The 23,035-nt window shown below is 67.7% G+C and carries 24 protein-coding genes and 1 other RNA gene; 17 read left to right on the forward strand and 8 right to left on the reverse strand.

Annotated features, from left to right (window positions below; translation table 11 throughout):
* The first annotated feature begins 40 nt into the window (after positions 1-40).
* Positions 41-640 carry an NAD(P)H:quinone oxidoreductase gene (gene wrbA, locus P7B02_RS14480; RefSeq protein WP_277787049.1) on the forward strand — a complete coding sequence of 200 codons (600 nt, stop codon included), beginning with the start codon at positions 41-43 and terminating at the stop codon, positions 638-640.
* A gap of 120 nt (positions 641-760) precedes the next feature.
* On the opposite strand, the gene P7B02_RS14485 is transcribed toward wrbA, so the two are convergent.
* Complete coding sequence (locus P7B02_RS14485) at positions 761-1,378, reverse strand: glutathione S-transferase family protein (RefSeq protein WP_277787050.1); 618 nt, start codon at positions 1,376-1,378, stop codon at positions 761-763.
* 56 nt (positions 1,379-1,434) lie between these two features.
* Entirely contained in the window at positions 1,435-2,715 is a 1,281-nt protein-coding gene (locus P7B02_RS14490) for a NupC/NupG family nucleoside CNT transporter (protein ID WP_277787051.1), read from the reverse strand.
* Positions 2,716-2,931: 216 nt separating this feature from the next.
* On the opposite strand from P7B02_RS14490, the gene P7B02_RS14495 reads away from it, so the two are divergent.
* The 5 genes from P7B02_RS14495 (at position 2,932) to P7B02_RS14515 (ending at position 8,400) form a co-directional block, all read left to right on the forward strand.
* Entirely contained in the window at positions 2,932-4,071 is a 1,140-nt protein-coding gene (locus tag P7B02_RS14495; RefSeq protein WP_277787052.1) for an ABC transporter permease, read from the forward strand.
* Positions 4,068-4,871: an ABC transporter ATP-binding protein gene (locus P7B02_RS14500; protein WP_277787053.1), complete on the forward strand. Its 804-nt coding sequence runs from the start codon at positions 4,068-4,070 to the stop codon at positions 4,869-4,871. The genes P7B02_RS14495 and P7B02_RS14500 overlap by 4 nt, the downstream gene beginning before the upstream one ends.
* Positions 4,872-4,875: 4 nt before the next feature.
* Positions 4,876-5,871, forward strand: coding sequence for an HlyD family secretion protein (locus tag P7B02_RS14505; RefSeq protein WP_277787054.1), 996 nt, complete (start codon positions 4,876-4,878; stop codon positions 5,869-5,871).
* Between the two features lie 138 nt (positions 5,872-6,009).
* Positions 6,010-6,915 carry an SDR family NAD(P)-dependent oxidoreductase gene (locus P7B02_RS14510; protein ID WP_277787055.1) on the forward strand — a complete coding sequence of 302 codons (906 nt, stop codon included), beginning with the start codon at positions 6,010-6,012 and terminating at the stop codon, positions 6,913-6,915.
* 180 nt (positions 6,916-7,095) lie between these two features.
* On the forward strand, positions 7,096-8,400 hold the full coding sequence (locus P7B02_RS14515) for an OmpP1/FadL family transporter (RefSeq protein WP_277787056.1): 1,305 nt from the start codon (positions 7,096-7,098) through the stop codon (positions 8,398-8,400).
* Between the two features lie 3 nt (positions 8,401-8,403).
* Here the strand turns inward: P7B02_RS14515 and P7B02_RS14520 are convergent, their stop codons facing one another.
* The gene (locus tag P7B02_RS14520) at positions 8,404-9,516 is read right to left on the reverse strand and encodes an Mrp/NBP35 family ATP-binding protein (protein ID WP_277787057.1); all 1,113 of its coding nucleotides are present in this window, start codon (positions 9,514-9,516) and stop codon (positions 8,404-8,406) included.
* Between the two features lie 120 nt (positions 9,517-9,636).
* On the opposite strand from P7B02_RS14520, the gene hflK reads away from it, so the two are divergent.
* The 3 genes from hflK to P7B02_RS14535 all read left to right on the forward strand — a co-directional run bounded on the left by hflK (position 9,637) and on the right by P7B02_RS14535 (position 13,182).
* Complete coding sequence (gene hflK, locus P7B02_RS14525) at positions 9,637-10,773, forward strand: FtsH protease activity modulator HflK (RefSeq protein ID WP_277787058.1); 1,137 nt, start codon at positions 9,637-9,639, stop codon at positions 10,771-10,773.
* Positions 10,770-11,612, forward strand: coding sequence for a protease modulator HflC (gene hflC / locus P7B02_RS14530; protein WP_277787059.1), 843 nt, complete (start codon positions 10,770-10,772; stop codon positions 11,610-11,612). The genes hflK and hflC overlap by 4 nt, the downstream gene beginning before the upstream one ends.
* A gap of 64 nt (positions 11,613-11,676) precedes the next feature.
* Entirely contained in the window at positions 11,677-13,182 is a 1,506-nt protein-coding gene (locus tag P7B02_RS14535; protein ID WP_277787060.1) for a serine hydrolase, read from the forward strand.
* Here P7B02_RS14535 and P7B02_RS14540 read toward each other — a convergent pair.
* The 3 genes from P7B02_RS14540 to P7B02_RS14550 are packed head-to-tail and all read right to left on the reverse strand — an operon-like array spanning position 13,179 to position 15,152.
* Complete coding sequence (locus P7B02_RS14540; protein ID WP_277787061.1) at positions 13,179-13,844, reverse strand: HAD family hydrolase; 666 nt, start codon at positions 13,842-13,844, stop codon at positions 13,179-13,181. The genes P7B02_RS14535 and P7B02_RS14540 overlap by 4 nt on opposite strands.
* A complete protein-coding gene (gene serB, locus P7B02_RS14545; protein ID WP_277787062.1) occupies positions 13,844-14,713 on the reverse strand; it encodes a phosphoserine phosphatase SerB in 870 nt (289 codons plus the stop codon). Before serB ends, P7B02_RS14540 begins: the two co-directional genes overlap by 1 nt.
* 40 nt (positions 14,714-14,753) lie before the next feature.
* On the reverse strand, positions 14,754-15,152 hold the full coding sequence (locus P7B02_RS14550) for a hypothetical protein (protein WP_277787063.1): 399 nt from the start codon (positions 15,150-15,152) through the stop codon (positions 14,754-14,756).
* Between the two features lie 64 nt (positions 15,153-15,216).
* Here P7B02_RS14550 and miaA point away from each other — a divergent pair, with 64 nt between their 5' ends.
* The 8 genes from miaA (at position 15,217) to P7B02_RS14590 (ending at position 21,655) form a co-directional block, all read left to right on the forward strand.
* Positions 15,217-16,128 (forward strand): tRNA (adenosine(37)-N6)-dimethylallyltransferase MiaA, encoded by a 912-nt coding sequence (miaA, locus tag P7B02_RS14555; protein ID WP_277787064.1) that lies wholly within the window; start codon positions 15,217-15,219, stop codon positions 16,126-16,128.
* Positions 16,129-16,329: 201 nt separating this feature from the next.
* The gene (locus P7B02_RS14560; RefSeq protein WP_277787065.1) at positions 16,330-18,138 is read left to right on the forward strand and encodes an acetolactate synthase 3 large subunit; all 1,809 of its coding nucleotides are present in this window, start codon (positions 16,330-16,332) and stop codon (positions 18,136-18,138) included.
* 8 nt (positions 18,139-18,146) lie between these two features.
* On the forward strand, positions 18,147-18,698 hold the full coding sequence (gene ilvN / locus P7B02_RS14565) for an acetolactate synthase small subunit (protein ID WP_277787066.1): 552 nt from the start codon (positions 18,147-18,149) through the stop codon (positions 18,696-18,698).
* A 5-nt stretch (positions 18,699-18,703) separates the two neighbouring features.
* A complete protein-coding gene (locus P7B02_RS14570; protein ID WP_277787067.1) occupies positions 18,704-19,453 on the forward strand; it encodes a hypothetical protein in 750 nt (249 codons plus the stop codon).
* Positions 19,454-19,817: a transfer-messenger RNA gene (gene ssrA / locus P7B02_RS14575) on the forward strand.
* Positions 19,818-19,930: 113 nt separating this feature from the next.
* Complete coding sequence (locus P7B02_RS14580; RefSeq protein WP_277787068.1) at positions 19,931-20,407, forward strand: SspB family protein; 477 nt, start codon at positions 19,931-19,933, stop codon at positions 20,405-20,407.
* Positions 20,404-20,874, forward strand: a complete 471-nt coding sequence (locus P7B02_RS14585; protein WP_277787069.1) for a PaaI family thioesterase — start codon at positions 20,404-20,406, stop codon at positions 20,872-20,874. The genes P7B02_RS14580 and P7B02_RS14585 overlap by 4 nt, the downstream gene beginning before the upstream one ends.
* A gap of 4 nt (positions 20,875-20,878) precedes the next feature.
* Positions 20,879-21,655: a C13 family peptidase gene (locus P7B02_RS14590; RefSeq protein WP_277787070.1), complete on the forward strand. Its 777-nt coding sequence runs from the start codon at positions 20,879-20,881 to the stop codon at positions 21,653-21,655.
* 5 nt (positions 21,656-21,660) lie between these two features.
* Here the strand turns inward: P7B02_RS14590 and P7B02_RS14595 are convergent, their stop codons facing one another.
* Positions 21,661-22,179: a hypothetical protein gene (locus P7B02_RS14595; RefSeq protein ID WP_277787071.1), complete on the reverse strand. Its 519-nt coding sequence runs from the start codon at positions 22,177-22,179 to the stop codon at positions 21,661-21,663.
* Positions 22,180-22,247: 68 nt separating this feature from the next.
* The gene (locus P7B02_RS14600; RefSeq protein WP_277787072.1) at positions 22,248-23,027 is read right to left on the reverse strand and encodes a helix-turn-helix domain-containing protein; all 780 of its coding nucleotides are present in this window, start codon (positions 23,025-23,027) and stop codon (positions 22,248-22,250) included.
* Between the last annotated feature and the right edge of the window lie 8 nt (positions 23,028-23,035).

The raw sequence follows: 23,035 nt of genomic DNA on the forward strand, positions 1-23,035 counted from the left end.
CAACTTGCCTGGTTTCATTCGTCGGAAGGAGCATCTCCCCATGCCCAAGGTTCTCGTTCTCTACTACTCCGCCTATGGCCACATCGAGCAGATGGCCGAAGCCGTCGCCGAAGGCGCCCGCTCGGCCGGCGCGACCGTCGACATCAAGCGCGTGCCTGAACTGGTGCCCGAAGAGGTCGCCAAGAACGCCCACTACAAGCTCGACCAGAAGGCCCCCGTGGCCACGATCAATGACCTGGCCGAATACGACGCCATCGTCATCGGCGTGGGCACCCGTTTTGGCCGCATGGCTTCGCAGATGGCAAACTTCCTCGATCAGGCCGGCGGCCTGTGGGCGCGGGGCGCGCTGAACGGCAAGGTCGGCGCGGCCTTCACCTCCACCGCCACCCAGCACGGCGGCCAGGAGACGACCCTGTTCTCGATCATCACCAACATGCTGCACTTCGGCCTGGTGGTTGTCGGCCTGCCCTACAGCTTCCAAGGCCAGATGAAGCTGGACGAAGTGACCGGCGGCTCGCCCTACGGCGCGACCACCATCGCCGGCGGCGACGGCTCGCGTCAGCCGAGCGCCAACGAACTGGACGGCGCCCGCTTCCAGGGCAAGCTCGTCGCCGAGACCGCCGCCAAGCTGTTCGGGTGATCAATATCCTCCCCCTCTGGGGGAGGTGTCCCAAAGGGACGGAGGGGTCTGCTGACTCAGCAAAACCCCCTCCACCGCTTCGCGGTCCCCCTCCCCCAAAGGGGGGAGGATCTAGAACTTCTAAGTCCCAGCTGCCGCCGCTGGCCGGGCCATCATCGCGCCCAGCCAGCGGTGGACGTGCTCGAACTCTTCCGCGGGCTCGAACTGAACCATCCGGGCGAAGTCGATGCTGGTGGCCGCCAGGATATCGGCCATGGTCACCCGGTCGCCGGCGATGAACTCGGTCTTCGACAACTGGCGGTTCAGCATCTTCATGGAACGCTCGGCCCAGGCGCGGTTGAACTCGGCCACTTCCGGCACCTGCTTCTCCAGAGCCGCCAAAGCCGGATGCGCGTGGCGCACCGCCATCATCAGCGGCATGGCCACCATCAGCTCCACCCGCCGCGACCACATCTCGATGACGGCCATCTCGCGGGGATCACGGCCGAACATGTTCGGCTCGGGGTTGAGATGCTCCAGGTAACGGCAGATCGCCACCGACTCGGTGATGGTCAGCGCGTCATCGACTTCGAGGGCCGGGACGTTGGCGATGCCTGCGCGCGCCAGATAGTCCGGCGCGCGATGCTCGCCCTTGAACAGGTCGACATCGACGATCTCGATGTCCTCGACGCCCTTCTCCGCCATGAACCAACGGACCCGGCGCGGATTGGGCGCGCGGCGGCTGTCATAGAGCTTCATGTTGTTGTCCTCCCTGACGCCAACCTTTCACGGGTGACGCAGGGGACGCAAAGGCTCTAGGCGGCGAACAGTTCGCGCGGCATGGCGCCGACGACGGCGGCCGTCAGGCAGGTGGCCAGGAAGCCGGCCACGAGGGCTTTCCAGACCAAGCTGATCACCTCGCCGCGACGCTCGGGCATCAGCACGCCCATGCCCGACACCGTGATGCCGACGGACCCCACATTGGCGAAGCCGCACAGGGCGTAGGTCAGGATGGTGCGGGTGCGCTCGCTCATCTCCGCCGCCGGGATCGACCCCAGCTGGATGAAGGCGATGAACTCGGTGAGCATCAGCTTCACGCCCAGCAGATAGCCGGCCTTGAAAGCCTCATCCCAGCTGATGCCCAGCGCCCAGGCGAGCGGTGCGAACACCACGCTGAGCATGCGTTCGATGGTCACCGGACCACCGAACATGTCCGGCAGCACCCAGCCCAGCAGCATGTTGGCGATGGCCACGAAGGCCACATAGACGATCAGCACGCCCGAGATGTTCAGCACAACCATCAGACCGTCCGAGACGCCCTTGGAGATGGCGTCGACGGCGGAGTCGTATTTCAGCAGGCTGGTGTAATCGACCGACACCCCGCCGACGTTCGGCTTCTCTGGAATCATGATGCGGGCCAGCAGAACGCCAGCCGGCGCCGAAACCACCGAGGCCGCCAGCACGTGGGCGGCGGCGTTGGGCAGCACGGCCTTCAGCACGGTGGCGTAGGCCACCATGGTCGAGCCCGCGACGGTGGCGAGGCCCACCACCATCATCATGAAGAGCTCGGAGCGCGACAGCTTGTCGAGGTAGCCGCGGATGATGATCGGCGTCTCGACCATGCCCAGGAAGATGTTGGAGGCCGTCGCCGTGGCGGAGGCGCCGCCCATGCCCATGGTCTTCTCGAAGACGAAGCCGAAGCCCCGGATGATCCACTTCAGGATCTTCCAGTGCCACATCAGCGCCGACAGGGACGAGATGACCAGGATCACCGGCAGAACCTGGAAGGCGAAGACGAACAGGGCGTTCGGATTCTCCACCGCATAGGGCTGCGTCCCGCCGCCCATGTAGCCGAAGACGAACTGCGTGCCCTGGGCCGTAGCGGCGGCCAGGCCGTCCACCGCGTCATTGATTCCATGGATCACCGCGCGGGCGGCCGGCAGACCGAAGACGAGCAGAACAAGACCCGCCTGAAGCGCGATCGCGCCCAGGGCCAGACGCCAGGGAAAACGCTTCCTGTCCTCCGACAGCGCCCAGCAGAGGCCGAGGGTGAAGGCCACGCCGACAAGGCTCTGCGCGTTCTCAAGACGAAACATGTATGGAAACCGGCCCTTGGACGGCCGCCCCCTTGGCGCCGCACAGGCCTTTTGACACCGGCCAAGGCGGCCAATGCAAGGGCGCGCATGTCGCAAGCACGAATTGCATGACCAATTTGTAAGGCGGCCTGGGCCTGCCTTACCCCGATTTAACTTGGTTCCAACGCCCCTCGCGCACATTGCTGAGTGCAATCTTTGGGGGAGTTCAGCCGGCCCATGTCCCTGGCCCTAGCGACTTTGATTTACGAATGGCGGCGATACCTCGCGGCCATTATCGCCCTGGCCTTTTCGGGCCTGCTCATCCTGGCTCAGGTCGGGATGTTCATGGGTATGGGCAAGGCGTTCACCGCCAATATCGACCGCGCCCGCGGCGACATCATGGTGCTCGGCCCCAAGGCCGAGAGCCTGATGAACGGCGGCGCCGGCCTGCCCGCCCGCGTCAAGCCGGCCCTCTACACCAACCCCGCCGTCGTCGACGTGGGCGAGGTGATGGTCAACGGCGGCATGTGGCAGAACGACCCCGGCCCGGGAAAGAAGCGCAAGCGCGAGTTCGCCCAGGCCTACGCCGTCGACACCTGGCCCGACGCGGTCACCCTGCCGATCGACTTCTCCGAAGATCTGCGCGTGGCCCTGCTGGAGCCCTACGGCGTGGCGGTGGACAAGACCGCCCTGGCTCGCCTCGGCGTGAAGCTCGGCGACAAGGGCTCGCTGAACGGCAAGACCGTCCGTGTCGTCGCCGTGCTCGACAACTATCCGAACATGAACGCCCCCATGGTGTTCATGTCCCGCGACACCCTGCGCAAGCTGGGCATGAACGGCCGCGCCGACCGCACGGGCGCCCTGATCGTCCGCATCAAGGATCCGGCGCAGGCCCTCACCGTGCGCGACCAGCTGAACGCGGCCAGCGGCGGCGCCTATCGCGCCTGGACCCGCGCCGAGCTGTCGGAGGCGAACCAGGGCGCACTGCTGAAGGAGCAGATCATCGGCATCATGCTGGTCTTCTCGCTCTTCGTCGGGATGCTGATCGGGGTGGGCATCACCTCGCAGACCCTGCGCGGCGCGATCCTGGCCAACATCAAGGAGTTCGCCTCGCTACGCGCCCTGGGTGTCGGCATGGGGTCCCTGCGCATGATCGTGCTGGAGCTGTCGTTCTGGGTCGGCATCGCCGGCCTGGGCGCCACCGGACTGATGACGGCTGGCATCGCCCTTCTGGCCAGCGCCGGCGGCCTGCCGATGGCCTTCCCGCTCGGCATCGTCTCGATGGTCGGCATCTTCCTGGTCACCATCTCGATGCTGTCGGGCCTGATGGCCCTCGGCATCCTCAAGAAAAGCCAACCTGCGGACCTGCTGCGATGAGCGCTCCCAACTACGCGATCAAGGCCACCGGACTGCGCAAGCGGTTCAAGACCGGCCGCACCCACATCGAGGTCCTCAAGGGAGTCAATTTCGACGCCCTGCTGGGCGAGGTGACCATGGTCATGGGCCCCTCGGGCTCGGGCAAGTCCACCCTGGTGGCCAACCTGTCGGGCCTGCTGAAGCCGGACGGCGGCAAGGTCGAGGCTCTGGGCGTCAACATGTGGGGCCCCGCCGAGAAGTGGGTTGAGGAACGCGACGGCCCGTCCTCCGGCGCCGCCAAGGGCCTCACCCCGGGCAAGCTGGACAAGTTCCGCCTCGACAACTGCGGCTTCATCTTCCAGGGCTTCAACCTGTTCTCGGCCCTCTCGGCCCTGCAGCAGGTGACCACGGTCCTGAAGTATCAGGGCGTTGAACCTGGCGAGGCGCACGCCCGCGCCAAGGAAGCCCTGACCGAGGTGGGGCTGGGCCATCGCCTGAACCAGCGTCCGGCCGAGCTGTCGGGCGGCGAGAAGCAGCGGGTGGCCATCGCCCGCGCCCTCGCCAAGCGCCCTCGCCTGCTGTTCGCCGACGAACCGACCTCCGCCCTCGACGGCGAGAACGGCCAGATCGTCACCAAGCTGCTTCAACGGGCGGCCAAGGACCACGGAGCTGCGGTCATCTGCGTCACGCACGACCCGCGCCTCGAAGCCTTCGCCGACCGCGTCATCCACATCGAGGACGGCCTGATCCTGAGCGACAGCCGCCCCTCTCCCGCCGCAGCGCCGCAAGCCGGCCACGGCGCATCCCTCATCGGAGCCTAAGACTATGCCCGCGTTCTTCCGTCGCCGTTCGTTCTGGCTCGTCACCGCCGCCGTGGTTCTCGTGGGCGGGGGCGGCGCCTTCATGATGGCCAACGCCAACGCCAAGAAGGAAAAGGCCGCCGCCGAAGCCAAGCAGGCTCCGGAAAGCCCCTACGCCGCCATCGCCAACGGCAAGGCGGACGTCGAGGGCGGCATCATCCAGGTGGCCGCCCGCCGCCAGGGCATCGTCAGCGAAGTCCTGGTCCAGGAAGGCGAGCGCGTCTCCAAGGGCCAGATCCTGGCGCGCCAGCAGGACGACGACTCCGTCCTGGCCGTGAACCGCGCCCGCGCCCAGGTCGCCCAGGTCCGCGCCCAGATCGCCCTGCTGGACGTGCAGCTTCGCACCGCCCGCCGCGAGCACCAGCGCCTGCAGAACCTGTCGGCCTCGAACTTCGTGGCCGGCCAGCGCCTGGACACCGCCCGCGACGCAATCGCATCGGCCGAAGCCAACCTGGCCGCCCAGCGCGCCAATATCGGCGCCTCGGAAGCCGCCCTGCGTGAAGCCGAGTTCGCCCTGGAGATGACCAACATCCGCGCTCCCGCGGACGGCGTCATCGTCCGCCGCTACGCCAACCCGGGCGCGGGCGCCTCGACCCTGAACGTCACCCCGATGTTCGATCTGGAGCCGAAGGCCCCTCGCATCATCCGCGCGGAGATCGCCGAGGCCTCGGTGACGGGCGTCTATGTTGGCCAGCCGGTCGAGATCAGCATGGAGTCGGACCCGAGCAAGGTCTTCACCGGCAAGGTGATCCGCCGCTCGGCCATGTTCGGGGCCCGCAAGCTGCAGTCGGACGATCCGTCCGAGCGCACCGACGAGCGCGTGGTGGAGACGGTGGTCACCGCCGACGGCGCGCCCTTCCTGATCGGCCAGCGCGTGCTGGTGAAGTTCATGAAGCCGGGCAAGGTCGCGGGCGCCAAGCACCCGACCGCCGCCCCGGCCGAGGATCAAAAGAAGAGCTAAGCGCTCCGCCTAAAGAGAAGCTCGAACGCCGTCCGGTCCTCCGGGCGGCGTTTTTCTTTGCCCCGCGCCCGCTTGACGGCGTTTGCGCCGCGCCGCACAACGCCTGCACAAAACAAGCGTTTGAGAGGAGCGACAGGCATGGCGGACATCCGCTTCGACGGCAAGGTGGCGATCGTGACGGGAGCCGGCGGCGGCCTTGGCCGTCAGCATGCGCTGGAGCTGGCGCGTCGCGGCGCCAAGGTCGTGGTCAACGACCTGGGCGGTTCGATGGATGGTTCTGGCGGCGGCTCGGACGCGGCCATGAAGGTGGTCGAGGAGATCAAGGCTCTCGGCGGCGAAGCCATCGCCAACGGCTCGTCGGTGACCGACGACGCCGGCGTCGCCCTGATGGTCAAGCAGGCCATGGATCAGTGGGGCCGCATCGACATCCTGATCGCCAACGCCGGGGTGCTGCGCGACAAGTCCTTCTCGAAGATGGACATCCCCGACTTCGAGTTCGTCCTGAACGTCCACCTCATGGGCACGGTGAAGCCGGTGAAGGCGGTCTGGGAGATCATGAAGGCCCAGAACTACGGGCGCATCGTGGTCACCACCTCCTCGTCCGGCCTCTATGGCAACTTCGGCCAGTCGAACTACGGCGCCGCCAAGCTGGGCATCGTCGGGTTCATGAACACCATCAAGCTCGAGGGCCAGAAGAATGGCGTCCACGTGAACGCCATCAGCCCCGTGGCCGCGACCCGCATGACCGAAGGCCTGATGCCGCCGGAAGTGCTGGAGAAGCTGAAGCCGGAATATGTGACGCCCGGCGTGATCTACCTGGCCTCGGACGAAGCCCCCACGGGCGCGATCCTGGCGGCCGGCGCCGGCGCCTTCGCCCTGTCGCGCATCTACGAGACCGAAGGCGTCTATCTGGGCGAAGGCGGTTTGTCGGCCGAGGAAGTCCGCGCCAACTGGGACAAGATCAGCGACGACGCGGGACAGAAGGCTTATTTCGCCGGCGGCGAGCAAGGCCAGAAATTCTTCCGCAAGATGGCGGGCGGCTGAGGAAGTCCAACCTCGATCCCGCAGATCGGGGGTTTTTGACCCCAACGCATTTGTGACGTTTAGGCAACGCTCCGTCGACTGATCGACGGAGCGTTTCTTTCAAACGCAACAGTGAGCCCCAACATACGTTAGAGCGCCGTCCCCGCCGTCTCCCCCACGGCCGTATAAGGTTCTCTTTTGATGTCCTCCCCCAAGATCATTCTCGCGCTCGGCGTCGCCGGCGCCGCCCTCATCGCCGCCAGCCAGGCTTCGGCCGCGGGCTTCTATCTCCAGGAACAATCGGTCCGCGGCACCGGCCGCGCCTATTCGGGTGAAGTCGCCGACCGCGGCGCCGCCAGCCTGTGGTGGAACCCGGCCGCCATCGCCGGCATCCAGAACAACGAGATCTACGGCGGCATGAGCCTGGTCATGGTCGACTCCGAGGTGTCGAACACCGGCTCGACCATCGACCGCGTGGCTCCAGGCGTGCCGGTCCTGCCCGTGGGCGGCGACGAGCGCGCCTATGACCCGATCAAGGGTGGCCTGGTGCCGAACCTGTCGGGCGCCTTCCGCGTCACCGACCGTCTGGCGGTAGGCGTTTCGACCTACGCGCCGTACAACTTCACCACCGCCTATTCGGGCAACAGCTTCACCCGCTACGACGCGCTGAAGTCCCGCCTGATGACCGCCAACATCCAGGGCACCGCCGCCTATCGCGTCACCGACTGGCTGGACGTGGGCGTGGGCGTGAACGCCATCTACGCCGACGCCACCCTGACCTCGGCCTATCCGAACGTCTCGCCGCTGCAGCCGGACGGCCGCTCTGAGCTGACCGGCGACGGCTGGGACTTCGGCTGGAACGCCGGCCTGCAGCTGCACGCCAACGACAAGCTGACCATCGGCGCCTCGTACCGCTCTGAAGTGAAGCACACCCTCGACGGCTCGGTGGTCGTCAGCGGTCTGCTGGCTCCGGCGGCGGCCGCCAACATGGACGTGGACGGCAAGGCCAAGATCACCACCCCGTGGATCGCCACCCTGGGCGCGCGCTGGGCCGTAACCGACAAGCTGACCCTGAACGCCCAGGCCCAGCGCATCGGCTGGGGCGAGTTCGACGCCATCCGCGTCAGCTACGCCGGCGGCGGCTTTGAATCCGACCAGAACTACAAGGACGTCACCAGCGGCGGCGTCGGCTTCGACTACGCGGTCAACGAAAAGCTGACCGTGCGCGCCGGCGTGCAATACGACCCGACCCCGACGCCGGACATCGGCCGCACCGCCCGCGTGCCGGACGGCGACCGCTGGCTGTACGGCGCGGGCGCGACCATCAATCTGAAGCCGAACCTGGCCCTGGACATCGCCGGCGCCTACATCGCCTTCGATGAAGCCGAGATCGTCCGTGACGACGTGATCTTCGGCGGCACCCCGCTGGCCACCCCCGTGGCCCTGCGCGGCAAGGCGGAGGGCAGCGGCGTGATCATGGCCGCCGGCGCCCGCTGGAGCTTCTAAGCCTTAAGCGAACTTCGCCGAGAGCGTCTGCGCCGCCGTCAGGAAAGCCCTGGCGGCGGCGCTTTCGCTTTCACCCGCCGTCAGCGGCCGGCCCACATCGCCCGCCTCGCGCAAGGCGATCTCGATGGGCACCTGGCCCAGCAGCGGCACGCCCAGGCGATCCGCCTCCGCCTGGCCTCCGCCCGTCCCGAAGATCGGGATCGGCGCGCCGGTGGACGGATCGGCGAAGAAGGCCATGTTCTCCACCACGCCCAGGATCGGGGTGGCGGTCTTGCGGAACATCTCAGCGGCGCGACGCGCGTCGATCAGGGCGATTTCCTGCGGGGTAGAGACGATCACCACGCCGTCGATCGAAAGCTTCTGGATCAGGGTCAGCTGGATATCGCCCGTGCCCGGCGGCAGATCGACCACCAGCACGTCCAGCGGCTCCTCCTCCGAACCCCAGGCCACATCCTGGATCATCTGCCGCACAGCCGAGGACGCCATCGGCCCGCGCCAGATCATCGCCTGGCCGGGGTCGACCATGAAGCCGATGGACATCAGCTTCACGCCATGGGCCTCCAGCGGCTGAAGCTTCTTGTCCACGAACACCGGCTCGCCATCCACGCCCATCATGGTGGGGGCGGAGGGGCCATAGACATCGGCGTCCAGCAGCCCGGTGCGCAGGCCAAGCTTCGCAAACGCGCAGGCCAGATTCACCGAGACGGTGGACTTGCCCACCCCGCCCTTGCCGCTGGCCACGGCGATCACGTGGCGGACATGGGCGGGCTTCTCGGCGGACGGCGGCGGTGCGGCCTGAGCCTGCGGGTCAGCGGCGACCCGGGCCGCGCCCTTGCGCACCCGCTCGGTCTCGCCGCTGGCGGCGGCGGTCAGGACGACCTGTGCCTTCTCCACGCCCGGCAGGCTGGCCAGCAGCGCCTCGGCTGCCTCGCGCACCGGGGCGTAGGCCGCCGCATCGGCAGCCGCGACCTCAAGCACAAAGCCCGCGCGGCCGTCGCGAACCACCAGCCCCTGGACCCGTCCGGCGTCGGCCAGGCCGCGGCCGGTCTTGGGATCGAGAATGCCGTTCAGCGCGGCGAACGCTGTGTCGCGAGTGGCGGTTTGAGAGTGATCCATACCTGATCGGCTTGCTTTGCGGCGTTGGGGGTCTCATATCCGCAGGACAGCGCCGGTTTACAAGCCCGCCTTGGGCTCACCAGCGGCCGCGCCGAATAACGAAAGAGACGACGCGACCTTATGCCTTGGAACGACAATTCGAGTTCGGGTTCCGGTAATTCCGGTTCCGGCAAGCCAGGTCCCTGGGGTTCGCCCCCGCCGGAAGACGGCAAGGACCCCCGCGAGGACAAGGCCCAGCGCCCCGGCGGACGCGGCGGCCCCAAGGGCGGCCCGCGCAAGCCTCCGCCTACCGGCCCGGACCTGAATGACACGCTCGATCGGTTGAACGCCCGCCTGCGCGAGTTCTTCACCGACGGCCGCGGCAACATCCGCCCGCGCGCCGTGGGCACGGTGATCGCCGGCGCGGCGGCCCTGTACCTGGCCACCGGCGTCTATTTCGTCCAGCCGGACGAGCAGGCCGTGGTCACCACCTTCGGCGCCTATTCGCGCACCACGGGTTCGGGCGCGGGCTATCACCTGCCCTGGCCGGTCGAAGCGGTGGAGAAGGTGTCGGTCACCACCCTGAACCGCATCGACGTGGGCGGCGCCGACGGCGCCGACGTGCCGGAAGAAAGCCTGATGCTCACGGGCGATGAGAACATCATCGACCTGGATTTTTCGGTTCAGTGGCGCGTCTCGGACGCCTCCAAGTACCTGTTCAACGTCCGCGACCCTGACGCCACGGTGAAGGCCGTGGCCGAAAGCGCCATGCGCGAGGTCGTCGGCCGCACGCCCCTGCAGCCGGTCCTGACCACGGCTCGCGGCCAGGTGCAGGAACAGGCCGCTCAGCTGATGCAGGCGGTCCTCGACCGCTATGACGCCGGGGTGTTCATCGACGGCGTGCAGATCCGCAACGCCAACCCGCCCACCGACGTCATCGACGCCTTCCGCGACGTGGCCGCCGCCGGCCAGAACGCCGAGTCCGCCGCCAACGTCGCCCGAGGCGAAGCCGCCAAGGTGGTCCAGGCCGCCATCGGCTATCGCGAGCAGGTGGTCCGTGAGGCCGCCGGTGAGGCCGCGCGCTTCAACCAGGTGTACGAACAGTACCGCCTGGCGCCGGGCGTGACCCGCGAGCGCCTCTACATCGAAACCATGCAGCGCGTGCTGGCCAACTCGAACAAGGTCATCCTGGACACCAAAGGCAGCGGCCCGGTGGTCCTGCCGCCCGACGTCTTCCGTCCCAAGGCGACCGCACCTACCGCGAGGAGCGGCCAATGAACCGCAATCTCTTCGCCATCGCCGCCGTCGTCGTGGTCGCCCTGGTGGTGCTGGGCAACAGCATCTTCCAGATCGATCAGCGTCAGCAGGCTCTCGTCATTCGCTTCGGCGAACCTGTCCGCGTGATCACCTCGCCCGGCCTGAAACTGAAGGCGCCGTTCCTTGAGAACGTCGTCATGTTCGACAAGCGCAACCTGTCGCTGGACGCTGAACAGGGCGAGGTCATCACCGCCGACCAGGAACGCCTGGTGGTGGACGCCTACATCCGCTACCGCATCAACGACCCGCTGCAGTTCTACCGCACCCTGCGCGATGAACGCGTGGCGGCGGACCGCCTGGAGCGCCTGGTCAACGCCACCCTGCGCCAGACTCTGGGCTCGGCCACCTCGGACGACGTCATCTCCCGTCGCCGGCCGGAGCTGACCCGCGTGACCCGCGACATCGTCATCCGCCGCGCCGCCGCCTCGCGCCTGGGCCTGGAAGTCGTCGATGTGCGCATCAAGCGCGCCGACCTCCCGGAAGCGAACCAGAAGGCGGTCTATGAGCGGATGCAGACCGCCCGCCAGCAGGAGGCCGCCCAGATCCGCGCCGTCGGCGAGCAGCAGAAGCGCGAAATCATCGCCACCGCCACCGAGGAAGCCGAAAAGATCCGCGGTGAGGGCGACGCCCGCCGCGCAGAACTCTTCGCCTCCAGCTTCGGCCGGGACGCGAGCTTCGCGGCCTTCTATCGCTCGATGCAGGCCTATGAGGCGTCGCTGGCCCAGGGCGACTCCACCCTGGTGCTGTCGCCCGACAGCGCCTTCTTCAAGTACTTCGAGCGCGGTCCCAGCGCTCAGTAACCCGTCGCGCCGCCGCCTGGCCTGAGGCCGGGCGGCGGAGTGCGCTGCACGATCGGGGGCGTCGATGCAGAGATTCCATCACTACAAATCCATGGCTCTGGGCCTGGCCATCGGCCTCGCCGCCACGGCGACGTCGCAGGCTCAATCAGTTCCCGGCTGCGTGACCGGGGTGTCGGACCACGGGGTGGAGCGCTTCTCCGTCAACGGTCTGGCGGATCTGGAGCAGGTCACGCCGATCTCCACGGACACCGTCTTCCACGCGGCGTCCCTGGCCAAGCAGTTCACCGCCTATGCCGTCGGCCTGCTGGCGGCGGAGGGCAAACTTTCCCTCGACGACGACATCCGCAAACACCTGCCGGACATGCCGGACTACGGCGATCCGATCCGCGTGCGCGATCTGGTTCACCACACCAGCGGCCTGCGGGATCAGGGGGCTCTGCTGCACCTTTCCGGGTGGCGTCCGCACGATCGGGTGACGCGTCAGGACGCCCTGTCGGTCATCCAACGGCAGAAAAGCCTCAATTTCCGCCCGGGAACCCAGGATCTCTACAACAACAGCGGCTACACCTTGCTGGCCGAGATCGTCCGCAAGGTTTCCGGCCAATCGCTCGCCGACTTCGCCAAGGCGCGGGTCTTCACGCCGCTGGGCATGACCTCGACGCGATTCTACGAAGACCAAGACGTCTTGGTCCGCCATCGCGCCCGCGGCTATCGCTGGACTGGCGCGCACTGGGAAGGCGCCCAGCCGGCGCTTGAGGTCTATGGCGCAAGCAACCTGCTGACCACGGCGAAAGACCTCCTGGCCTGGCAGCGCTTCCTCATGAACCCGCCGGCAAAAGAGGCCACGGTCGAATGGATGCGGACAACCGGCCGCCTGACCGACGGGACGCCCATCGGCTATGGCGGCGGCCTCTACATCAGCCAGAATGGCGGCCGCCAGAGCATCGGCCACGACGGCCTGGACGGCGGCTTCCGCGCCCAGACCCTGGCCTTTCCGCGTGAAGAGCTGGCGGTCGTCACCCTGTGCAATGACGCCGACGCGGACGCCGGGTATCTGGCCCGGGGCGCCGCCGACCTGACCATCCCCTCCGCCGCCCCACCCGCCGACGCGGCGCGGCGGGAGTTGGCCGGCGTCTGGCGCAGCCCTGAAACCGGCATGGTGATGCGCGTGGAATGGCGCGACGGACGGCTGAACGTGCCCGCCGATCGGTGGCGCTTTGATCCGCAGGCTGAGGGCCAGCCCCCGCTTCTGCGCGTCCTTTACGATCCCCTGCCCTCGCGCACCTATGAGAAGGTCACCGCCGCCACACCTGCCGACCTTAAACCCTATGCCGGCCGCTATCGCAGCGACGAGCTGGCGACCTCGTACGAGGTGGCGGCGAAGGATGGGCGGCTGACGATCACTTGGCCCCGTATGGAGCCGATGGCGCTGGAGTCCGTCGGCGGCGACCATTTTGTCGGATCAAGCCTGGGCGGCGTGACCTTCACCCGCGACGGCGCGGGCCGGATTGACGGCCTGGAGCTGAGCCAGCGCCGGGTCTGGCGGCTGCGCGCCGAACGTCTCGACTAGGCGGCCCGCTTCAGCAGGTCGAGCACGTGGTGCAGGCTGTCGGCGATGTGGATGCACTTGGACCGTGCGTCCTCGCTGGCGTCCAGCAGGTCGGGCACCATCACCGTCATCATTCCCGCCCCGTGCGCGGCGGTGACGCCGGCGTGAGAGTCCTCCAGCGCCAGGCAGTAGTGCGGGTCAATGCCCAGGCGCGCCGCGGCGGTGAGGTAGGGCTCCGGATGCGGCTTCTTGTTGGTCACTTCGGGTCCGGTGACGGCGGCGTGGAAGCGGTCGCGAACACCCAGACGCCCCAGATACCCCTCAACCTGTGTCGGACCGTTGGAGGTGGCGATGGCGCGCGGCAGGTTCAGGTCATCCAGGTGGTCGAGCAGCTCGATCACCCCGGCCTTGAGCTGAAGCTGAACCTTCAGCATGTCCTCGATCTCGCTCCACGCCCGGGCCCAGAAGGCTTCAGTGGCGAAGCCGCGGCCATAGCGGTCCAGCAGGATTTCGGTGCAGACCGCATGGGTGTGGCCGATCATCGAGCAATAGACCTCCCGCCCCAGATCGACGCCGAACTCGCGCCCGACCGTCTCCATCCCTGCGGCGTAGACCGTCTCGGTGTCGACCAGCAGGCCGTCCATGTCGAAAACGACGGCTTCGATGCGGCGAGGGAAGGACATCAGGCGGCGAACTCCTCGGCGCGATAGCCCTGGAAGTAGAGCATCGCGGTCAGATCGGCGTGGTCCACGCGGGCGTCCGCCTGGGCGGCGACCACAGGCTTGGCGCGATAGGCGACGCCGAGACCCGCGGCCTCGATCATCGCCAGATCGTTGGCCCCGTCGCCGATGGCGAGGGCGGCTTCCGGGGTCAGACCAAGAGCAGCGGCTTCTTCCTGGAGAGCGGCCAGCTTGGCCTCGCGTCCCAGGATCGGCTCGCCCACCAGACCGGACAGGACGTCGCCGTCCTCCAGCAGGGTGTTGGCCCGGTTGTCGTGGAAGCCGGCGGCGGCGGCCACCCGGCTGGTGAAGAAGGTGAAGCCGCCGGACACCAGCACGCAGCGCGCGCCATGGGCGGCCATGGTCTTCACAAGCACCTCGGCTCCGGGGTTCAGGCGCACCCGCTCGTCGAAACAGGTCTGCAGGGCCGAACGGTTCAAACCCTTCAGGCGGCTGACCCGCTCGCGCAGGGCGCCTTCAAAGGCCAGCTCGCCGCGCATGGCGCGCTCGGTGATCTCGGCGATCTCCGCCTTCACGCCGGCATAGTCGGCCAGTTCGTCGATGCACTCGCAGCCGATGATGGTGGAGTCCATGTCGGCCACCAGCAGGCGCTTGCGGCGTCCTTCGGCCGGTTGCACGCAGACATCGACCGGCAGACCAGCCAAGGCCGCTTCCGCAGCGGCGCGGAGCTCTGCGCGGCCGCCTTCGATGGCGATGTCAAAAGCCTCCGCCCCGAGCCTGACGGCCTGGTCCGTGCGGGCGATCCCGCGCAATGCGTCGAGACCCGCCGCGAGTGCGGAAGGATCGGAGCTGACGATGGTGAGGCTGAGCATGACGCGGCGGCTATTGGACCTTGGCCCCCACGTCAACCCGTCAGTCCTTGGGTGCGGCCACCGCCATGCACCGTTTCGTCAGCGCCATGCCCCGGCTCTTGAACCTCGGGTCCTTTGGGCCGACACCTTTAAAGGCGTCCAGATTGTAGCCAAGCCCCGCTCGGTACATCTCCGCCGCCGACTTTCCCTGAGCCGCCCCTTCCGCGAAAGCAGCGTCGAGAAGCGGCGCCCCGGCCGCGCTCATCAGTCGGAACATCGACTGCGCCATTTCAGCGTCGTCGCCCTTGAACATCTCAGGAAAGCGAGCCGCCATCTCGTTGGCGGTCAGCAGGAAAACGGCGCACCCCGTCCGTTCTTCCAGAGAAGCGGGCGACTGGGCTGCCGCGAGGGATGGGACCGAGACGAGGAGCGTTGCGGCGAGGGCGGCGATACGCGACATGATGTCTCCTGAAATCCTTGGAGCTCCGCGGACGGCCGAACACCACCCGCGATTGACGACCCGCATGATCACACTCATCGCTGGCCCCACCGCAAGCGGCAAATCGGCCCTGGCCTTGAGGTTGGCGAAGGAAGCCGGCGCGGAGATCATCAACGCCGACTCCATGCAGATCTATGACGGCCTGCGCGTCTTGACCGCCGGCCCGCCGCCGGAGGAGACCGCCCAGGCGCCGCACCATCTGTTCGGCGTGGTCGATGCGGCCCAGAGCTGGTCCGTCGGCCGGTGGCTGGAGGCCGCGCTCGAGACCCTGTCCGATATCGAGGCGCGGGGACGCACCGCCGTGGTGGTCGGCGGCACGGGCCTCTACTTCCGCGCCCTCACCCAGGGCCTGGCCGACGTGCCGCCGGTGCCCGAGGCCGCGCGTGACGCCGCGGGCCAGCACTTCGACACCATCGGCGAGGCGGCGTTCCGCGAACTGCTGCGCCCGCTGGACCCCGAAGCCGAGACCCGGATCGAGTCCGGCGACCGCCAGCGTCTCGTCCGCGCCTACGCCGTGGCGAGCAGCACCGGTCGAGCGCTTTCGGACTGGCAAGCCGACACCGTCCCGCCGATCTCGCCAGACGCTTGGCGAGGCGTCGTGCTGGAGCCGGATCGCGAGGCGCTCTACGCTCGCTGCGACCTGCGGCTAGGGAAGATGATCAAGGACGGCGCCCTGGACGAAGTGCGCGCCATGGAGGCCCGAGGGCTCGATCCTGCCCTGCCGGCGCTGAAAGCGGTCGGTTATCGCGAGCTGGCCGCTCATGTCAGGGGGGAAATCTCCCTTTCCGACGCCCTGGCCGCCGCCCAGATGGAGACGAGGCGCTACGCCAAGCGGCAATTGACCTGGTTCCGCAACCAGACCCCGGACTGGATACGCATCGACGCTGTCACGCAGAACGACCAATGGGGGCAGTTTATTGCGCGCATGGGCGCTTGACGCCCATTAAAGGGCATGGCATTCCTCGCTCGTGGATTTGGAGCAACAACTCGTGCGCGACCTGAAGATCGTACTTACAAGGCGACCGACAGCGGCGTGACCCCTCAAAAGGTCGCGACGAAGTAGGTCGCGCGCACAAGGGCCCCTCTGGGGCCTTTTTCTTTTTCCCGATCCCCCAGCCCAGTTTCCTCGGACCGCACCATGACCGCCCAGACGCTGCAAACCGCCAAACCGGCCGCCCCGACCGACCGCTCCATGACCGGCGCCGAGATCGTGGTCCGCGCCCTGGTCGATCAGGGGGTCACGACGCTGTTCGGCTATCCGGGCGGCGCGGTCCTGCCGATCTATGACGCCCTGTTCCATGAATCGCGCCTGCAGCACGTTCTGGTCCGCCATGAACAGGGCGCGACCCATGCGGCCGAGGGCTACGCCCGCTCTTCCGGCAAGCCGGGCGTCTGCCTGGTCACCTCGGGCCCGGGCGCGACCAACGCCGTCACCGGCATCCTGGACGCCCTGATGGACTCCATCCCCATGGTCGTCATCACCGGCCAGGTCCCGACACACCTGATCGGCACCGACGCCTTCCAGGAAGCGGACACGGTCGGCATCACCCGCTCGATCACCAAGCACAACTATCTGGTCAAGAACGCCGCCGAACTGCCGCGCGTGATCCACGAGGCCTTCACCATCGCCACCACCGGCCGCCCCGGCCCGGTGCTGATCGACATTCCCAAGGACGTCCAGTTCGCCCGCGCCGACTATTACGGCCCGGAAGAGGTCGAGCCCGTCCACGGCTATGAGCCGCGCGTCCGCGCCGAGGCCGGCCGCATCGCCGAGGCGGTCCGCATGATCGCCGGCGCCCGCCGCCCTATCCTCTACACCGGCGGCGGCGTCATCAATTCCGGTCCCAAGGCCAGCGCCCTGCTGCGCGAGTTCGCCGCCATCACCGGCGCGCCGGTCACCTCGACCCTGATGGGTTTGGGCGCCTTCCCGGCCAGCGACCCGGCCTGGCTGGGCATGGTCGGCATGCACGGGACCTACGAGTCCAACAACGCCATGCACGACTGCGACGTGATGATCTGCGTCGGCGCGCGCTTCGACGACCGGGTCACCGGGCGGCTGGACGCCTTCTCCCCCGGCTCGAAGAAAATCCACATCGATATCGACCCGTCCTCGATCAACAAGAACGTCCGCGTCGACATCCCGGTCATCGGCGACTGCGGCGCGGTGCTGGAAGACATGATCGCCGCCTGGAAGGCCGGCGGCCACGAAGCCAATCGCGGCCCGCTGGACGACTGGTGGCGTCAGATCGACGGCTGGCGCGCCCGCCAGTGCCTGCGCTACCGCGCGTCGGAGACCACCATCAAGCCGCAACAGGCCGTCGAGCGTCTGTACGAACTGACCAAGAGCCGCAACGTCCGCATCACCACCGAGGTCGGCCAGCATCAGATGTGGGCCGCCCAGTACTTCCGCTTCCAGGAGCCGAACCGCTGGATGACGTCGGGCGGCGCCGGGACCATGGGCTACGGCCTCCCGGCCGCCATCGGCGTGCAGATGGCCTTCCCGGACGACCTGGTCATCGACATCGCGGGCGAAGCCTCGATCCAGATGTGCATCCAGGAGATGTCCACGGCGATCCAATACGGCACGCCGGTGAAGATCTTCGTCCTGAACAACGAATGGATGGGCATGGTCCGCCAGTGGCAGCAGCTGCTGCACGGCGAGCGCTACAGCCACTCCTATTCCGACAGCCTGCCCGACTTTGTGAAGCTGGCCGAGGCCTATGGCGCCACCGGCATCCGGGTCGACGATCCGGCCGAACTGGACGCCGCCATCCAGCGGATGATCGACACCGCCGGGCCTGTCATCGTCGACTGCCGCGTCGAGAAGCACGAGAACTGCCTGCCCATGATCCCCTCGGGCAAGGCGCACAATGAAATGATCCTGCCCGACGACGCTGACCTGGACATCACCAAGGTCATCGACGAAGCCGGCCGGCGTCTGGTTTAAGAGGCCACATGCCCAGCGACCTTACGCCCGCCTCCGCCTACGACCTCGTGACCGCCGACGCGTCGGAATACACCGCCACCTTCGCCCTGCTCGTGGACAACGAGCCGGGGGTGCTGCATCGCGTGGTCGGGCTGTTCGCGGCCCGGGGCTACAACATCGAAAGCCTCACCGTCGCCGAGACGGACCGCAAGGCGCACACCAGCCGCATCACCGTGGTGACCCGCGGCACGCGCCACGTGATCGAGCAGATCGAACAGCAGCTGAAGAAGGTCGTCGCCGTTCGCCGCGTCCATGACGTGACCCGCGATCCCAACGGCGTCGAGCGCGAGCTGGCCCTGGTCAAGGTGCGCGGCGTGGGGCCGGAACGGGTGGAGGCGCTGCGCGTCTCCGACATCTTCCGCGCCAAGGTCATCGACACCACCGCCGAGTCCTTCGTCTTCGAACTGACCGGCGCCCCGACCAAGATCGACAGCTTCGTGGAGCTGATGCGTCCTCTGGGCCTGGTCGAACTTTCCCGCACCGGCGTGCTCTCCATCGAGCGCGGCGCCGAGGGGATGTAGCCGCCATGAGCCTGACAGCAGCCGCCCTCGCGCTTCTGCTTCAGGCCCAGGCCGCGCCCGCGCCAGATCCGAAGGACTGGTGGTCCGCCAGGGTCGAACGCCCTTCACCAGACCGCGAACCGTTGGCCGGCCGCCGCCTGGCAGAAGGCGCGAGCTTGCCCGCCGTCGACAACGGCGTGGAGCCGCTGCTGTATCGACTGTGGGGCCTGCAGCCGCTTCAGAACCAGATTCTCGAACGTGACGAGATGGTCGTTGAGCTTTGGCGCAGGCCGTCTCGGCGTGTCGAGCAGACCGTCATCCGTGTCACTGTCCGTCGCGACGGACACGCCTTCGTCCAGGCCCGCGCCGGACTGGGCTGTTGTTCGCCGGAGATCGGCCGCCGTGTGGACGTGGATGCGCAGCTGGCGTCGACCGAACCGTTCCGCGCCCTTCCCTCCCTGCCGTCTTGGGACTCGCCGCGCCGGGTCGTGGTCCTCGACGGCCAGGGATCGGTGTCGAGCATCTGCCTGGACGGCACCTCCTGGGACGTCACTCTGGTGACCACGCGAAAGGTCCGGCACCTGCGCCGCGCGTGCGACTCTGCCGAGATCGGCCAGATCGCCGACATCCTGACGCCGCTGGTTTCCGCCGCCCTGGGGCGCGATCCGCGAATCGACGTGCTGTTTCCCAACGCCGCCGATTTCTCGGCCGAGCGCCGCGCCTATGACGCCGTGATCGCGGGGGGCGGACGACTGGAGGCGGCCAAGACCCCCTAAGGGGGTGCAATTCCAGCCGACGCACCCTATATTGAGAGGGTCCGGGTTCGCCCGGACTATGGAGATAAACGCGCACGTAATAAGCGGACTGGACCCGGGTGCGATTCCCGGCGGCTCCACCAAAACCTTCCGGAGTTATCGCCGGATGATGCGGGGCCGATCAGCATCGACAGACGTGTAAAGGTGTATGCCTTCTCTCGGCATGGTTCCGCCGCATCGGGCCATTTTCTAAATGCGAACGATAACTTCGCTGAAGAAGTCCGCCTGGCTGCGTAAGCGCTAGGTTGATTTCGACCTTAAAGTCCTAGGGGTTCAGATCCCTAGGCGGGGCTCGGGGAGGGCCTGGCAACAGAACCTCCCCACTTCCATTTCTTGCTGTCTCGAAACCGCCGACGCGCTTTTGCGAAAGCGGCCTTGCGCGCCCTTGCCGACGCGCTAGTTTCGCCGCTGCTTTCAACTTCTGTTCGTGATTTGAGAATGGCCCAGGAAAAGCCGCCCGAAGACCTCATGCACTATGAGGCCATGGCCCAGGAGGCGCTGCGCGGCGTCATCCGGTCCGCCATGGAGCGCGCCGCCCATCCGAGCGGCCTTCCCGGCCACCACCACTTCTACATCACCTTCAAGACCCGGGCTCCGGGCGTCGAGGGGCCGCAGGACCTGCTCGGCAAGTACCCGGACGAGATGACCATCGTCCTGCAGCACCAGTACTGGGACCTGGAGGTCACGCCCGAGCAGTTCTCGGTGACGCTGAAGTTTGGCGGCCAGCCCAAGAACCTGGTGATCCCCTACGCGGCGGTCACCCGCTTCTATGACCCGAGCGTGCAGTTCGTCCTGCAGTTCGAGGTGGAGGACGTGGCCGAGGAGCCCGCTCCCTCGCCCACCCCGCCGCCCCGCGCGGGCGGTGACGACGACGGCCCCAAGGTCGTCTCGCTGGACCAGTTCCGGAAGAAGTGAGCGACGTCGCCTCGGACACGCCAGAGAGCCTGACCGACGAGGCGATCCTCGAGCGGTTCGAGCGCTCGACAAACCAGCCGTCCGGCTCAAGGACGGTCGGGTTCAAGCTTGTCCGCGTCAGCCAGGCCGAGCGCGAGGTCGAGGTCGGCTTCGACGCCCGCGCCGACCTGCTGTCCAACCCCATGGGCCAGGTTCAGGGCGGCTATGTCTGCGTCATGCTGGACGAGTGCATGTCGGTGGCGTGCCTCGTCACATCCGGCATGACCTGCGTGGCCCCGACGCTTGAGATGAAGACCAGCTTCCTGCGCCCCGCCATGCCGGGTCAGCTTCGCGGGATCGGCCGGGTCGTCAAATGGGGCAGGACCATCGCCTTCACCGAGGGCGAGCTGTTCGACGCCGAGGGCCGGCTGGTGGCCAAGGCGACAGGAACGGCCATGCCCACGCCCTTCGCGAAGTTCAGGAAGTAGGCGCATGCGGGGTCTGGCGGGGGTCTTTCTGGCGTTCGCACTGGCCCTGCCCGGCCTCGTTTTTTCCAATCCGGCCTCCGCCGCCAGCCCTTTCGCCAACTGGGCCGCCGTGGTGGTCGCCGCCGACAATGCGGCCCACGGCGGCGGCGTGACCGAAGCCTTCGACAACGCCCGCCGCGACGTCAGCGGCCGCTTGGCCGCCATGGGCTTCAATCCCGCCAACATCAGCCAGTTCTCGGTCCAGCCGGAGAAGTACGCCGCGCCCCGCCCGCAGAAGGCCGACCTGCGTGGGGTGTACGAACAGTTGAAGGCCACCGGCGGGACGGCCAAGGCCGGCTGCCTGCTCTACTTCACCTCCCATGGCGAGCCGCGCGGCATCACTTTCGGCGAGGGCCGCCTGTCCCCCGCCCTGCTGGCGGCGATGATCGAGGGAGCCTGCCCGGGGCGGCCCGTGATCGCGGTGATCTCGGCCTGTTTCTCTGGCGTGTTCATCGATCCGCTATCGGGACCGCAACGCATGGTGATGACCGCCGCACGTCCCGACCGCGCATCCTTCGGCTGCGGCGAGAGCGACAAGTACCCCTATTTCGACGAGTGCTTCCTGCGCACCACCGAAACCGCCCGCGACTTCGTCGCCCTGGCCAACGGAACCAAGGCCTGCGTCGCCGCCAAGGAGATCGAGACCAAGGCCGAACCGCCGTCCGAGCCCCAGGTCTGGATCGGCGGCGGCCTGCGTCCGATGCTGCCGCTCTACGCCTTCACCAAGCCCGCCAGCCCCTAGCGGGCCTACTTCTTCTTAAGCGTCATCTCGAAGATCGGGGTCCAGACCTTGCCGTCGGGGCTGTAGCGGCCGGTCTCACGCCAGGTGTCGGCGGTGAATTCGGTAACGTACTCCACCTTGCCGCCATTGCCGACTGTCATGCCCCAGGTGAACCTGCCGGGCTCCACCGTCATCGGATGATCGCCGTACATCCCGGTCGAGAGATTGGTGCGGAAGCGATAGGCCTTGTCGCGCGGCGACCAGACGATCACCCCCATGGCGTCATGCACCACGGCGTTGGGCGGGGTCGAACTCTTGTGCAGCCCTTCGACCAACAGAGCCGCGCCGCCTACCCGTTCGCTGACGATCTCCTGCGAGATGAACGTCTGGCGGCCCGCTGCCGGCGTGCTCATCCAGCCCTGCCCCTCCCAGCGCCCCACCAGCGGCTTCAGCGGCGCTATGGCCTCATGAGGCGTCGTCGGCTCGGCGGCCTGCGCCCCGGCGACGACGAAAAGCGAGAAGGCGGCGGCTGCAAAGTGGCGCATTGTAGTCTCCCCAGATCCGGCCCGGACCCTATGCGGCGAACGATCACCGATCTTGAAACTTTCGGCCATCAGCCCAGGAAGCGGTGATCGATCCGACGCAGGTGCTTCGCGATCCGGCGCGGGGTCTGGTCGAAGGCGCTGCGCACCTCGCGACTCAGATGCGCCTGGTCGGCATAGTCGGCGCCGGCCGCGGCGGAGGCCCATGTCTCGTGCTCCGCCACCGCCCGGATGCAGGCCTCACGCAAACGGCGAACGCCCGCGAACTCCTTGGGCGTCAGGCCCGCGACGTCGAAGAAGCGCCGCCGAAGCTGACGCTCGCTCAGGCCCGAGGCATCGGCGGCGTCGGCGATGCGGGCCCGCCCTCCGCTGTCGATCAGGAGGTCGGCGGCGCGGCCCACCGCCTCGTCGGTCGACAGCGTTTTCGCCCACTGGGTCAGCAGCATGTCCGCCGCTTGCGTCACACCCGTACGGGCCAGTTCAACCAGCGCTTCGCGCAGCCCGCCCAACCGGTTGTCGCCGCCCACCCACGGCCCGATGTGGCCGCGCAGGGTCGAGCCATGGACGCCGAGCACGGCGGCTCCCGCCGCCGGGGCCAATCGCACCCCGCCATAGACCACGCCGGCCTGCACCTGAACGGAATGAGCGATACGGGTCGGCCCCGCGCACAACAGCGGCGAGGCGCCGGTCGCCGCCACGGCCACGCTGAGCGAGGTCACGCCGTCCGGCACGATCACATGCTCCACCGGCCCGGCCACGTCGTCGCCAAGACGGAATCGCCAGTAGCAGATCGCCAGGCCCCGCGCGGCGGGAGGCACTTCGAGCTCCTCGTAGAGCATCTCGTCATTCATTGCGGTTT

This window comes from Caulobacter segnis (assembly GCF_029543125.1).
In the GTDB taxonomy this organism is placed as follows: domain Bacteria; phylum Pseudomonadota; class Alphaproteobacteria; order Caulobacterales; family Caulobacteraceae; genus Caulobacter; species Caulobacter segnis_D.

What these genes read in the sequence shown, in the direction of transcription:
- miaA (WP_277787064.1), top strand. Translation starts at nt 15,217, where the DNA reads ATGATCACACTCATCGCTGGCCCCACCGCAAGCGGCAAATCGGCCCTG.
- hflK (WP_277787058.1), top strand. Translation starts at nt 9,637, where the DNA reads ATGCCTTGGAACGACAATTCGAGTTCGGGTTCCGGTAATTCCGGTTCC.
- P7B02_RS14485 (WP_277787050.1), bottom strand. Translation starts at nt 1,378, where the DNA reads ATGAAGCTCTATGACAGCCGCCGCGCGCCCAATCCGCGCCGGGTCCGT.
- P7B02_RS14600 (WP_277787072.1), bottom strand. Translation starts at nt 23,027, where the DNA reads ATGAATGACGAGATGCTCTACGAGGAGCTCGAAGTGCCTCCCGCCGCG.
- P7B02_RS14550 (WP_277787063.1), bottom strand. Translation starts at nt 15,152, where the DNA reads ATGTCGCGTATCGCCGCCCTCGCCGCAACGCTCCTCGTCTCGGTCCCA.
- P7B02_RS14495 (WP_277787052.1), top strand. Translation starts at nt 2,932, where the DNA reads ATGTCCCTGGCCCTAGCGACTTTGATTTACGAATGGCGGCGATACCTC.
- P7B02_RS14505 (WP_277787054.1), top strand. Translation starts at nt 4,876, where the DNA reads ATGCCCGCGTTCTTCCGTCGCCGTTCGTTCTGGCTCGTCACCGCCGCC.
- P7B02_RS14590 (WP_277787070.1), top strand. Translation starts at nt 20,879, where the DNA reads ATGCGGGGTCTGGCGGGGGTCTTTCTGGCGTTCGCACTGGCCCTGCCC.
- ilvN (WP_277787066.1), top strand. Translation starts at nt 18,147, where the DNA reads ATGCCCAGCGACCTTACGCCCGCCTCCGCCTACGACCTCGTGACCGCC.
- P7B02_RS14490 (WP_277787051.1), bottom strand. Translation starts at nt 2,715, where the DNA reads ATGTTTCGTCTTGAGAACGCGCAGAGCCTTGTCGGCGTGGCCTTCACC.
- hflC (WP_277787059.1), top strand. Translation starts at nt 10,770, where the DNA reads ATGAACCGCAATCTCTTCGCCATCGCCGCCGTCGTCGTGGTCGCCCTG.
- P7B02_RS14595 (WP_277787071.1), bottom strand. Translation starts at nt 22,179, where the DNA reads ATGCGCCACTTTGCAGCCGCCGCCTTCTCGCTTTTCGTCGTCGCCGGG.
- P7B02_RS14540 (WP_277787061.1), bottom strand. Translation starts at nt 13,844, where the DNA reads ATGTCCTTCCCTCGCCGCATCGAAGCCGTCGTTTTCGACATGGACGGC.
- P7B02_RS14515 (WP_277787056.1), top strand. Translation starts at nt 7,096, where the DNA reads ATGTCCTCCCCCAAGATCATTCTCGCGCTCGGCGTCGCCGGCGCCGCC.
- P7B02_RS14535 (WP_277787060.1), top strand. Translation starts at nt 11,677, where the DNA reads ATGCAGAGATTCCATCACTACAAATCCATGGCTCTGGGCCTGGCCATC.
- P7B02_RS14580 (WP_277787068.1), top strand. Translation starts at nt 19,931, where the DNA reads ATGGCCCAGGAAAAGCCGCCCGAAGACCTCATGCACTATGAGGCCATG.
- P7B02_RS14560 (WP_277787065.1), top strand. Translation starts at nt 16,330, where the DNA reads ATGACCGCCCAGACGCTGCAAACCGCCAAACCGGCCGCCCCGACCGAC.
- P7B02_RS14510 (WP_277787055.1), top strand. Translation starts at nt 6,010, where the DNA reads ATGGCGGACATCCGCTTCGACGGCAAGGTGGCGATCGTGACGGGAGCC.
- P7B02_RS14520 (WP_277787057.1), bottom strand. Translation starts at nt 9,516, where the DNA reads ATGGATCACTCTCAAACCGCCACTCGCGACACAGCGTTCGCCGCGCTG.
- wrbA (WP_277787049.1), top strand. Translation starts at nt 41, where the DNA reads ATGCCCAAGGTTCTCGTTCTCTACTACTCCGCCTATGGCCACATCGAG.
- P7B02_RS14500 (WP_277787053.1), top strand. Translation starts at nt 4,068, where the DNA reads ATGAGCGCTCCCAACTACGCGATCAAGGCCACCGGACTGCGCAAGCGG.
- P7B02_RS14570 (WP_277787067.1), top strand. Translation starts at nt 18,704, where the DNA reads ATGAGCCTGACAGCAGCCGCCCTCGCGCTTCTGCTTCAGGCCCAGGCC.
- serB (WP_277787062.1), bottom strand. Translation starts at nt 14,713, where the DNA reads ATGCTCAGCCTCACCATCGTCAGCTCCGATCCTTCCGCACTCGCGGCG.